Origin of the sequence: Klebsiella michiganensis (genome assembly GCF_002925905.1) — a bacterium.
Taxonomy (GTDB): Bacteria; Pseudomonadota; Gammaproteobacteria; order Enterobacterales; family Enterobacteriaceae; genus Klebsiella; species Klebsiella michiganensis.
In genome coordinates, this window is the sequence record NZ_PRDB01000002.1 from 115,420 (window position 1) to 127,978 (window position 12,559).

Annotated in this window: 6 protein-coding genes and 1 pseudogene; 1 reads left to right on the plus strand and 6 read right to left on the minus strand. The window is 58.2% G+C overall.

Annotation, left to right across the window (positions count from 1 at the left end; genetic code table 11):
• Positions 1-79: 79 nt before the first annotated feature.
• The 4 genes and pseudogenes from CDA56_RS07700 to CDA56_RS31215 form a co-directional block, all read right to left on the minus strand.
• Entirely contained in the window at positions 80-3,448 is a 3,369-nt protein-coding gene (locus CDA56_RS07700) for an ImcF-related family protein (protein ID WP_227633033.1), read from the minus strand.
• Positions 3,449-3,454: 6 nt separating this feature from the next.
• A complete protein-coding gene (locus CDA56_RS07705; RefSeq protein ID WP_102803599.1) occupies positions 3,455-4,888 on the minus strand; it encodes a hypothetical protein in 1,434 nt (477 codons plus the stop codon).
• Positions 4,888-5,148: a PAAR domain-containing protein gene (locus CDA56_RS07710; RefSeq protein WP_014229081.1), complete on the minus strand. Its 261-nt coding sequence runs from the start codon at positions 5,146-5,148 to the stop codon at positions 4,888-4,890. The genes CDA56_RS07705 and CDA56_RS07710 overlap by 1 nt, the downstream gene beginning before the upstream one ends.
• Position 5,149: 1 nt before the next feature.
• Positions 5,150-6,421: pseudogene (locus CDA56_RS31215) on the minus strand (T6SS effector phospholipase Tle3 domain-containing protein); the annotation flags it as partial.
• A 59-nt stretch (positions 6,422-6,480) separates the two neighbouring features.
• Here CDA56_RS31215 and CDA56_RS07730 point away from each other — a divergent pair.
• A complete protein-coding gene (locus CDA56_RS07730; RefSeq protein ID WP_000019441.1) occupies positions 6,481-7,461 on the plus strand; it encodes an IS5-like element ISKpn26 family transposase in 981 nt (326 codons plus the stop codon).
• A gap of 38 nt (positions 7,462-7,499) precedes the next feature.
• Here CDA56_RS07730 and CDA56_RS07735 read toward each other — a convergent pair whose 3' ends face one another.
• Positions 7,500-9,866 carry a type VI secretion system Vgr family protein gene (locus tag CDA56_RS07735; protein ID WP_227633079.1) on the minus strand — a complete coding sequence of 789 codons (2,367 nt, stop codon included), beginning with the start codon at positions 9,864-9,866 and terminating at the stop codon, positions 7,500-7,502.
• The gene (gene tssH / locus CDA56_RS07740; protein WP_102803601.1) at positions 9,863-12,505 is read right to left on the minus strand and encodes a type VI secretion system ATPase TssH; all 2,643 of its coding nucleotides are present in this window, start codon (positions 12,503-12,505) and stop codon (positions 9,863-9,865) included. Before tssH ends, CDA56_RS07735 begins: the two co-directional genes overlap by 4 nt.
• Positions 12,506-12,559: the final 54 nt, after the last annotated feature.

A 12,559-nucleotide genomic window follows, 5' to 3' on the forward strand; every position in this document is an offset into this window, starting at 1 on the left:
CCTCATCACGCATCTTCTTGAAATCATCGTTGCCGGGGGGATCTCCGGCGGTTGGCGAGCAGAATATCAACAGAGGCCATTATTCACTCCCTTCCACAACGTCAGATTCATATTCATCCGTGCGGCCTGGCGCCGGGACACCGACGCTGAATATCTGCGACGGCAGACTGAAGTTTCGCAGCTTCAGCAGCGCCAGCGGTCCGTCGCCCAGTTCCGTACGCAGCAGCCACTGAAGCTGTCGCCTGTCCGGCGCGGTGACGCTCAGCCGGTACAGCCCGTCCCCCGCTTTCTGCCGCTGCATCTGTTCCAGCATCCGGATAACGCCCCACGGACCACTGTGGTTTGTATACAGACGGGTTCCCGCCGCCGTCGACGTCCAGGTCAGCATCGCCCCCGGTTTATAGATTACCCCCGGCCAGCGGAAGCTCTGCCAGTCGGCAACCTGGTTAAAATAGTGGAGTTTCTGCCCGTCAAGCGTCAGCTGTGTTTCCACCACTTCCGGCATCGCCACCCCCTGCAGTTCAAAGCTGATACCCTGGCTGCCGTCGGTAAACAGGATGTCGGACAGCTGGCTGAGCTGGTTCACCGCGTTCAGGAAGGCCGGGCTGAACGTCAGCCCCTGGCTGCGGGTTCTGTCCGCCACCCAGGTGCTGCCCTCCCGGTGCAGAACGCCGCCCAGCTGCGCGCTGAGGAAACGGTCAATACGCCCGGTATCGCGGCGGATGAACGCCGCCAGCATCGGCAGCGAGGCGTCGCTCTTCGCGGCAGCAAAGGGATAACGCCCCTTAAACGCTGAATTCCAGTTCGCGACAACTGAGCGCTGCCACGCTTCGTTCAGGCTGGCCGCCGACGGCTGAAGCACCGTCTCCCAGGCCTGGGTCAGCGGCTGAACAAACATCGTCTGCCCGAAACCGCTCCACTCTTCACCGAGGCTTGCCGCCACCAGACTGCCGTACTCCTGCGTGTCGGTCAGGTCAACGCTCTTGCCCTGGAAAACCGTCTGCGCCAGCTGCTGCATCATCGCCTGCGGATCGGCGGCGTTTGCCACCTGCTGGAGCCTGAGGCGCACGCGGGTCAGGCGCGTCAGGTAAGTCTGTAAACTGAGCGAACTGTCCGCCGCCATCACGCTCTGCGCGCTGTTTTTACCCATAAGCTGCAGCAGCGGCCCGAAGGTGCTGTCCAGCGGCCCCGCCGGTCCGGCGGCCTGCTGGTCAATCACCGGCCGGTCATCACCGCCCAGCAGGTTTTTCGCCGATTTCACCAGCGATGCGGAAATGGCCTCTTTCTGCTGCCCGGTCTGCCCCTGGTAAGCCAGGGTGTTCATCAGGGCAATCAGCGGCGACTGGCGCACGTCCCCGGCCAGCGTTAACTGGTCGGTGACGTCGGCAATATTGTGCGCCGGGTTCAGCCGGATACTGTTGAGGAAGTTCAGCCAGGCACCGGCAAAATCGGTGAAGTAGCGCGCCGTCAGGCGCTGCTTCAGCGCCTCCGGGGAGACGTCGCCGGACAGCGTTTTACGGCTATCGCTCAGCACCCAGTCGATTTCATCGCGCCGCGACGCCACGGCGTTATCAATGGCTTCCTGAACCCCGCCCTCCCACGCCTGGCGGGTGAACATCCCCGGCACCGACTCCGGCGTGCTGAACAGGCGACCGGCGTCGGTCTGCGGCGTCATGTCCTCCAGCGTCATGTCCGCGTAGCTGCGGCGCACCCGGGTGAGCATGTTTTCATACAGCGTACTTTCCGCGTTGCGCCGGCCAATCTGCTCCAGCAGCACCTGACGTACCCGGGTGACCAGCTGCCTGTCCGGCGTGATTTTCCAGGCAGGCTGCGACGGCAGGCTCTGCATGTAAAAGGCGTGAAGGTCCGGGGCGATACTCTGCCACAGCGCCGGGGAGAGTCCCGGCCGGGATGGCGCGGTGGTTGTCATCACCTGCGCGTACAGGGCAGCGTCGGCTTTGTCCGGGCGCGCCATCATCAGGTATGCTTTCAGCTGGTCGTAGCCCGCCTTAGCTGACGTGGCGCGCTGCGGGCTGCGCGGCGGCAGGTTCGCCAGGACGGTCAGTTTCTGCGTCAGCGCCTGCATGGCCGCATCGCGTATCAGACGGTTACTGGCCTGGCCGTACCAGGGCATCAGGGCGGCTGAAAGCGGCGCATTGTGGTCCAGCCCGAAGCGCTGGTACCAGGGAGCGCCATTCGCCTGTTGCGTCTGCAGGCGCCCGATATCGTTACGCAGGGCCTGCAGCGCCATCAGCTGCGGGTCGTTAACCGCGGGATGATTCACCAGCTGCTGCGCCCGCGCCGCCGCGCTGACGATATGGTGGCGGTTAACGGCAAAGGAGACCACGCTGCCCGCCCCCCACAGGGCAATCAGCGTCAGCAGGGTGACGCCCGGCGTTCGCTGCCACGGCATCCCTGCCCGCACGCCCCGCGCCTGAACGCAGTCCGCCGTCACGCCCTGCCAGACCGCCGGAGCGGACCAGCGGTGTTCATGGCCCGCGGCACTATCCTCAGGGGCCAGCGACGGGCTGAACATCAGGCCGCGCAGCGGAACACGCTTCAGGTGCTCCGTCAGCCACGGCGTCAGCAGCGTTTTCCAGTGGGCTATTCCCTGTTTCTCCAGCTGCCGGCCGAAACGTAACAGGAAATCGTGCGACGGCCCGGCGCACAGCTGCTGTATTCCCCTTTCGCGCAGGGATGGCAGGATAGCGCGGAGCTGGCGCTCCACCCCCGCCGGCGTGGCGCGGGCCGGGAAAAGCGCCCCTACCGTCTGGGTGACGCGCGCATCCTGCGACCAGTCGCTGTCAGTCACCTGCCACAGGTACACCGGCGGCTGCCAGCGCAGCGCCTCCCCGACCTGCTCCAGGGTGCGAAGATGGTTGTCCAGCGTACCGGCGGTGGTCTGTCTCTCATCCAGCGCCAGCACGATGCCGTCCAGCGGACGGCTGCGGCGCAGCTTACGCAGGGAGGTCAGGCGCCCGGTGTCCGGCGCCGATGACAGACTGCCGCCATAAATCAGCACCGTGCGGCGGCCTTCGAGCCACTGTTTTTCGGCAAGGCCGGGGGCGATGGCGGCGATATGTTCGGGTTCGCCACAGACCAGCAGCAGGCGGACCTGACTGCGCCAGAAAAGGTTGTAGCGACGGCGGAGGTGCTTTTTTAGCGAAGAAAGGGAGATATCTCGTTCCTGTGTACCAGCCCCCTCGCCTGCCGGGCGACTGCACTGCGGAGTCACCGGGGTGTCGTTTTTTTGGAAAGGGATAAGAAAAAAAATCAGCACGCTCAACAGACTGGTCAGAAAAACCGCACCCAACAGAGAAATCCAGAATACGCGTTCACCCGTCCATTCAAAAAAAAGATGAGTTGTCTGGGCCAGAATAAACAACAGCGCCAACAAAACAACCAGGACACAGAGACCCGCTCCCAGGCTGTATAAAAACCTTTTCATATTGGATTATTCCTTGCGGGCAAGTCCGGCAGCCTGAATAAAGTGGGGGCGTTGCAGAGCAGTGAGGGCGCGGCGCAGCAGGAAAACAGCACCGGGTAGAGTGACTGCCAGCGACAGTAACATACTGAGCACGCCGTACCAGGAGAACAGCCAGTCCGGAAAAAAACGGGCAACGCCCCCAAAAGCCGCCACGTTGAGCAATACGGCAAGGCAGAGTGAACCCGCCGGATAAGGCAACGGGAGTATGTTCACATCTTCATCACAGATAACCGGCAGATTATTGCCGACGACCATTGCGCCGGCCCGTTTGTCATCCGCCTGTAGCAGCCAGTGGCTTCCCGGACCGTAATTGACCATCTCTGCTGCTGCAGCTACCATCAGCCATCCCGCCAGATGCCCGTAGTCTGCGCTGATTTTCGCAAAATCGATAATGCCACCGGCTGCGATATCAGTATGCAGGTGCAGAGGTAAATCATTAACCACCCGCCCCAGCGCCTGTGCGGACGACGTAGATAACCCGCTGTGCCAGACCAGATGTTTTACACCAGAAGGCTGCTGCGCCATATCGCGCAATTCAGCCAGCTCGCGGGGCAATGCACCAGTATTCAGCGGCATGGCGCGAAATACTCGCACTGCATCGCGCTGTTCTGACGATTTAAGCATCGCTTCAGGCAACAGCAACAACGCACAGGCAAATTCCGCTAAGGCTTCCTCCGGCTGGCGGTAATGCAGTGCCAGTACAAGCAATGGATAACGAGCAGTAGACAGGAATTTATTCCAATTATTAAAAACTGACGAATTGGATAAGGCATGAATATCTGGCATCCATGGCAATTTTTCATCTTCCCAGAGAAGGGAAAAATACTGAATTTCCTGTTTTTTATCAGGAGCAGATGTCTGTATTATCACCGTTAACGGACCTGAAGGATAGGCCTGAGAAAGTATTGTTTTAATCTGGTTTATTAATAAACGACAAAGTTGTTCAAAGCGTGAAATACCAGGAATAAAAGCTTCTTCGGGAAGCAATGTTAATAAAGATGTTTCGTCGCTGCTTTCAGACGCAACACCCGCTAGTCGAGAAAGCAATTGTGGGTCTGCGGTTAATACCACATGCCTGGTCACGCATAAATGCAGGTGTGCTTGACGCTGCCAGGCCAGGTGCATATTTCGTCGCCAGTTATTCCAGTTACGGACGCGGAAAGTCTGTATTTCCCACCATAACAAATAAAAGGTTACGGTAATTGTAACACCCACCAAAGTATATCCGGTCAGTGGTAGCCAGTAGCCGCTTGCGAGCGTTGGTAAACTACCGGAGGGTGAATGCAGTACCACCCGAACTAACGCGATAAATACACCGGCGAAAGTAATTGATAGGCATACCCAGGGCGACCAGGGTTGCGTATCTGGCCTCGCGGGAACCTCCGGTAATGACCAGCCCATCAACCTATCTCCACATCCGGCAAACTAGCGAAGATCACGGAACCACAGGCGCTCTTACAACCATGCGCCACAATTCCCCTACCGTTTTCCTCATAACTCATATCGCATTCCACTATCGGATTAGAACCGTGTTCCGGACAGGACACCGAATCATTCAGCAGTGCAACATTTTTACCTTCAATTTCAAAAGTAGATGATACAGAGACTACTTTACCTCCATGCGAGGTAGCATCGCCAAGAACAACTATTTTCTTTCCCATATCAATATCCGTATTCTTTGGTCTTCACACGAATCATTTCTTCCAATGCTGTTTCTTTGCTGATTATTTCTGGTTCAGTAACATTGTTTGGAATTCCGGTTTTTAAATATGTATCCAGTCCCTGAGTCCAGTCTGCTCGACGGCGTAGATCAGTGATAAAAGCCCTATCCCAACCCGATTCACAGTAACCAATGGGTAAATCATAAGCAACGACTCGTGCCATAAAATTTAAATTACTGGGTAAGGTACTGTGATCTGTAGGTTGTGCGACATATGAACGTATCCTGCGATCTTTTTCGTCAAACGTCTCCTTACGGGTTACTGGGGTTACGCTACCGTAAGTACCATATTCCGATTGTTTTTTGACACCAATAACGATATCCTGATCGGGATACAAATTAATGAAATTATCGTAAGTATCGTCATTCTTATAACCAGTTTTAGGATCACGCTCCCCCCAACCGTTTTTTTCCTGTGGGCCATGCTCAGCACCAACTCTTGTTTTATCGAAATCACTTAGTTCATTTTCCTTAATTGGCTCAGGGACTTCCTCGGCATTAATAAATACAGTTTGCCAGTGAGGTGGATCTGGGTACACAAAACCACTGCTCTGGTATTCATCTCCTTCATCATCCCAAAAGGGTTTACCATCTGGCAATCGACCAAATGGAGTTTTTGACTCGGGAGCTATACCACAAGGTGTATTTCTGGCAAGCATTCGCTGGAATAAATACCCCTTATGCTGGGTGATAAGTGGATGAGGATTGCCTTTTTCATCATTTGGGAAACCTTGCCACCCTATCGAACGCAGAGGGAGGGAACCCATAACTCTGTCATGTGGATTGAAATAAACATAAGTCCTCCCGTGATTATCTCTTTCCTGGATATTTCTCGTTTCATTTTTGTCAGAAGCTACAAGAGTTATATCTGGCTTCCAGTTTTTATTATCCTGTGATTGACCTACACACAACCCCTCATAGCCTAACGAAGATAAATGTGTTGATTGAAGTGCAACTTTATCAATTATTGCTGACAGAGTACTTTCTCGACCAGATGGAGAAATACATTCTTCAGGAGGCATTGAAAAGGCATTCAATTGACTATTATGAAGGGCATAAGGTGAATTCATTATAAATAGAGCATCAGGTGCTTTATTTGCGAGTGCAGTAGCAGCCATTGAAACCATAGTTCCTTGACTATGTGAAATTATGGTAACTGTATCCTTAGGATATTTCTCTCGAATAAGATCCAATAAATCAGCTAAGGAAGGTGCGAACAAGTTCCTGATATGAGATCATCATATTCATCCGGAGCGCATCCCAGAGGGACATCATGAGCCATCAACTCACCTTCGCCGATAGTGAATTCAGCACTAAGCGCCGTCAGACCCGAAAAGAGATTTTCCTCTCCCGCATGGAGCAGATTCTGCCATGGCAGAATATGACCGCTGTCATCGAGCCGTTTTATCCCAAGGCGGGCAATGGCCGACGGCCCTATCCGCTGGAGACCATGCTGCGTATTCACTGCATGCAGCATTGGTACAACCTGAGCGACGGTGCCATGGAAGATGCCCTGTACGAAATCGCCTCCATGCGCCTGTTTGCCCGATTATCCCTGGATAGCGCCCTGCCGGATCGCACCACCATCATGAATTTCCGCCACCTGCTCGAGCAGCATCAACTGGCCCGTCAATTGTTCAAGACCATCAATCGCTGGCTGGCCGAAGCAGGCGTCATGATGACCCAAGGCACTTTGGTGGATGCCACCATCATTGAGGCACCCAGCTCTACCAAGAACAAAGAGCAGCAACGCGATCCGGAGATGCATCAGACCAAGAAAGGCAATCAGTGGCACTTTGGCATGAAGGCCCACATTGGTGTCGATGCCAAGAGTGGCCTGACCCACAGCCTAGTCACCACCGCGGCCAACGAGCATGACCTCAATCAGCTGGGTAATCTGCTTCATGGAGAGGAGCAATTTGTCTCAGCCGATGCCGGCTACCAAGGAGCGCCACAGCGCGAGGAGCTGGCCGAGGTGGATGTGGACTGGCTGATCGCCGAGCGTCCCGGCAAGGTAAAAACCTTGAAGCAGCATCCGCGCAAGAACAAAACGGCCATCAACATCGAATACATGAAAGCCAGCATCCGTGCCAAGGTGGAGCACCCGTTTCGCATCATCAAGCGGCAGTTCGGCTTCGTGAAAGCCAGATACAAGGGGCTGCTGAAAAACGATAACCAACTGGCGATGTTATTCACCCTGGCCAACCTGTTTCGGGTGGACCAAATGATACGTCAGTGGGAGAGATCTCAGTAAAAACCGGAAATAACGCCAGAAATGGTGGAAAAAATAGCCTAAATAGGCTGATTCGATGTGTTTGCGGGAAAAAAATCGGCCCAGATCCGCGAAATTTTAATCAGCGAGTCAGCTTGGGAAGAAATGACCTGCTTATTCGCACCTTCCTTAATACCGGTGTTTTTTATCAGCAACTTTCCAGGACCGCCAATTTCAACATTCCCACCTTTGATTTTGATATATCCGCCCCCGCATATCAGCGTCAGTTCATCCTGTGCTGTTATTACCAGCTTCTTGCCACTCGAAATATGCGTGTCCTGCGTTGACCAAGTGGTGATATGTCCGCCCTGCGCCTGAATATCAATATCTCCCCGCGACGCAAACCACTTCGCCCCATTCTGACTCCAGAGACTGAGTTGTTTACCCGCCGCCAGTGTGAAGTCCTTCTGCGCCCCCATATCCAGCTGCTGACCTGCAATCAGCGTCAGATTCTCCTGCGCCGACAGCAGCATATCGTCACCGCTTGCCAGCGCCACACCCTGCGGGGCCGTTCCCAGCAGTACTTCCTTCTGAAGCTGGTCTATCTTCTGTTGCAGCAACGTCTGCTGACGTCCAACATCCGCAGCCAGCGCCTGTGCCTGCTGTGCGCTGGCAGCCAGTGACTGCATTTCCACTAGTGCCGCTGAAAGCCGCGACAGCGCCGGTTCCATCGCCAGTTGCTGCCCCTGCGCCTTCGATTGTGCATCAGCAGTAATGAATATTCCCTTTCCGGCCCGTATCGCTCCGTAGCTGTCCGTCCGCAGCTCAAACCCCTCGCCACGTGGCTGTTTTTCGCTGTCCACCAGATGCCCCAGGTTCAGCTGACTCTTGCCGCCGTACTCCGTGCTGACCTTGATGTGCTCTTTGCCACGCGCGTCGTCGAGGCGGATTTTGTTGTTCGCCGGGGTCCGCAGGACGTTGCGCTTATAGTTCCGGATGGTGACAGGGTCCGGGTGCGTTGAGTCGTGCAGGACACCGGCAATATACGGACGGTCCGGGTCTCCCTGCTCAAAAGCGATGGCCACTTCCGTCCCCGCCAGCAGCGGCAGGTGCAGGCCGTATGTGTCCCCGGCATAGGGGCGCGCCTGACGTACCCACAGACTCTCTTCCCCCGGCTGCCAGTGGTCGCGGTCAAACAGCAGGTTGACCTTATAACGGCCGTCGCGGTCGATATGGCCGTAGATATCGTTGGTTTTCGTGCTGGTCACCCGCGCCGGCAGCGTGCCGGCCATGACCGGCCTGTCGCCCGGTTGCGGACGGAAGCCGTAATTTTCCGAGAACGGGATGGCCGTAAACGCCACCTCATAGCTGCGGTCGCGACGGGCGCGGCTGTGGATGCCGGTAATCACCACGCCCTGGCGGAAAACCTCCGTCACCTCAGCGCCTCCGGTGACCTTCAGCTCCCGGCCCGGCGCCAGCGCCGCGCTGCTGGTCCTGCCGCTCAGCCGGGTCTGGTCGTTCAGGTAGCGCTCGTGGCGCAGACGGGCATAAAACGCCCCGCTCTCCGGCTCCGGGTTGCGCTGGCCGTCACTGCCCGGCGCCAGGTAGTTATCCGCCCAGTGATACGCCTCGCCGTAGGTGGTGACGTCGCCGGACGTCACGTCCGCGCTCTGGCTCATCTCCTCCGGCGCGTTGCGGTAGTTGTAGTCCCGGGTGAACACCGACTGCTGCACCACGTTATGCTGGCTTTTCAGCGCCCACACCGACTCGGTACCGCCGTCGTGCTGGCCGGAGGGCGGCACCGACGGCAGAACCAGCCCCTGCTCGTAGTGCCGCTGGTCATCGTAAAACTCCACCACGTCAATATTCAGCCGGGTGTCGGCGGTGAAGCGGAACCAGATACCGACCTCTCCCAGCAGGCGGGTGATAAAGCGCAGGTCGTCCTCGCCGTACTGCATCACCTGCTCGCGACGCGGATACGCCTGTGCCAGGGTGAAGACAAAGTCCTCCCCGCGCATGGCGTGGCGGGTACGCAGGATATGCTCCACGATATCCGGCACCGACATATCCTGGTAAATCCGGTTCTGGTGGCTCCGGGAGAGCAGCGCCAGACGAGGCTGCAGGGTCAGGGAATAGTGCGTTTCGTCGCGGGATGCGGAAAGGCGCTCAAACGCCGTCACCACGCCCTGAATCGTGCGCACCGGCTGCTGAATGTTAATCCCGAAACCCTGGTCCGCCGGCGCCTGCAGGGTGAAGGTCGCGTCCTGCATCAGCATCTGCTGCGGCGTGATGGTTTTGTCGGCGCTGGTGAACTCAATCACGTATCTGAACGGTTCGCTCAGGGCCTCCTCACCTTCAAAGCTCAGCACGTCCAGAAGGGCGCTGCAGCCGCGCACCGTTAACAGATGGTGGCTGTGGCTGAACAGCAGGGATTTTATCTCGCTCATACGCCCGCCCCTGCGCCAAACTCCATCACAATCCCCCCCTCTTCATCACGACCCAGCATCAGGTGCTGCGCCTTCTGCCCCGCCGCCTGATGGCTTAATAGCTGCAGGCTCAGCGCCGGCAGTATCTGCTGGTTGAGCAGGCTGTCCACGTTGCGCGCCCCGGTATCCGGCAGCAGGCAGGCATCCGTCAGAGCGTCGTACAGGCTGTCGCTGATGGTAGTGGTCATGCCGTAGTGGCGACTGAGGCGTTTGCTCACCTGGCTGAGCTTCATTCCGACAATCGTGCGCATCGCGTCCCGCGTGAGCGGGCGGTAGATCACCGTCTGGAAGCGCGCCAGCAGCGCGGGCTGGAAGTGGTCGCGCAGCAGCGGACGCAGCAGTTCATGCAGGTCGGATTCCGTGCCCTCCGGCCGTTCGTCCAGCATCTGCATGATGTGGTCGCTGCCGAGGTTGGAAGTCATCAGAATAACCGTGTTGCGAAAGTCGATCTCCCGCCCCTCGCCGTCGCGCATAAAACCCCGGTCAAATACCTGGTAGAACAGGTTCATCACGTCCCGGTGGGCCTTCTCCACTTCGTCCAGCAGCACCACGCTGTACGGACGCTTTCTGACCGCTTCGGTGAGGATACCGCCCTGGCCGTAGCCGACGTACCCCGGCGGGGAGCCCTTGAGCTGGCTGACGGTGTGCGGCTCCTGGTATTCGGAGAGGTTGATAGTGATTAAGGATTTCTCACCGCCGAACAGCGCGTCAGCAAGGGCAAGCGCGGTTTCAGTCTTGCCGGTGCCGCTCGGCCCGGTCAGCAGGAACACGCCCTGCGGGCCGTTCTCCGACGTCAGCCCGGTTTTGCTGGCACGGAGACGCTGCGCGATGGCGTTCAGCGCCGCGTCCTGGCCCACCACGCGTCTACCGAGCTGCTGTTCCAGGCTCAGCAGCTCCGTCTGCTCATCCTTCATCAGAGACGAGAGCGGCACGCCTGTCCAGTCGGCGATGACCGTGGCAACGGTGCGCGCGTCCACGTCCAGCCCCAGCAGCGGGTTCCCCTGCTGCACGGCACTAAGCTGGTTTTGCAGGTCCGCGATTTCCGCGTGGCGGGAGAGATCGGCGCGGCAGGCGAGCAGGTTTTCCGTGAGCTTCAGCTCCTGGCCATACTGCGTTTCCAGCTCGTCGAGCTGCAGGATAATACGGACTTCGTCCTGTTCGATGGCCGCCAGGCGTTCGCCGTGGGTGTGGTTGCCCGCCGCGATATCTTCCAGCAGCGCCTGCTTTTCCATCGCCAGGCCGGTGAGCTGCGCCTTCAGTCGAGTCAGCGGCGCCGGCACCGTATCCAGGCTCATGCGGATGCGGGCGGAGGCGGTGTCGAGTAAATCCACCGCCTTGTCCGGCAGCTGGCGTCCGGTCAGATAGCGTCTGGAGAGGGTGACGGCGGCGCGCACCGCCTCATCGGTGATGTGCACCCCGTGATGCTCCGCGTAGCGGGACTTCAGGCCCCTGAGCATCAGGCAGGCGGTGTCGTCGTCCGGCTCATCGACTTTGATCATCTGGAAGCGCCGCTCCAGCGCCGCATCGCGCTCAAAATACTGTTTGTACTCGCTCCAGGTTGTGGCGGCGATAGTTCTGAGTTCGCCCCGGGCAAGGGCCGGTTTCAGCAGGTTAGCCGCATCGGCGCCGCCCGCCTGGTTACCCGCGCCGATAAGGGTGTGGGCCTCATCAATAAACAGAAGCACAGGCAGCGGCGACTGCTGCACCGCGTCGATAATGTTTTTCAGCCGCTGCTCGAATTCTCCCTTCACCCCCGCTCCGGCCTGCAGCAGGCCGAGGTCAAGGGTGCGCACGCTTACCGGTTTCAGCGCGTCCGGGACGTTGCCCTCGGCGATTCTGATCGCCAGACCTTCCACCAGCGCGGTCTTGCCGACGCCCGGCTCGCCCACCAGTATCGGGTTGTTCTTGCGGCGTCGGGAAAGAATGTCCACCATCTGGCGGATTTCATTATCACGGCCGAACACCGGGTCGATTTTGCCGTCCCGGGCGCGGGCGGTCACGTCGAGGGTGAACTTATCCAGCGCATTCTGCAGAGCCGGATTCAGATCCCCTTCTTTTACGCCCGCATTAACCGGACGGCCGACAAACGCCACCTCGTCGCCCTGCGCCAGCTCTGCTTCCTGCTGCACCTCCGGGCGCTCTTCGGACTGCGCGTCCAGCAGCGGACGCAGGCGCGCCAGCTGGCTCTGCACCAGGGTCAGCAGCGGCCACAGGCCGTCGCAGCGCACCAGACTCTGTTTATCCACCAGCGCCATCAGCAGGTGGATACTACGGATATGCTCCTCCCCGGCCAGCGAAGCGCTCAGCCATGCCTCCTGCATCAGAGTCTGAATAGCGTCTGAAAGCTGCGGGCGGCCGCGCACCGAACGGGGGAGCTTATCCATAAAGGTCAGCAAATCCTGCCATATCGCGTCCATATCCCATTCGTAGCGCCGCGCCAGTACCGTCAGGTCGCCCTCGCCCTGCTCCAGCAGTTTCAGCAGCCAGTGCTCGGGCAGGATTTCCGCGTGCGCCCGGGTCTGGCACAGGGTGGCAGCGCCTTCCATCGCACGGGCGCAGTAAGGGTTAAGTCGGCGTAACAAAATGGCGGGATTTTCCATGAGCTTTTCTCTTTATCAGTTCCGGACACGCTACCGCCCGTCGCTGTTCCCTGT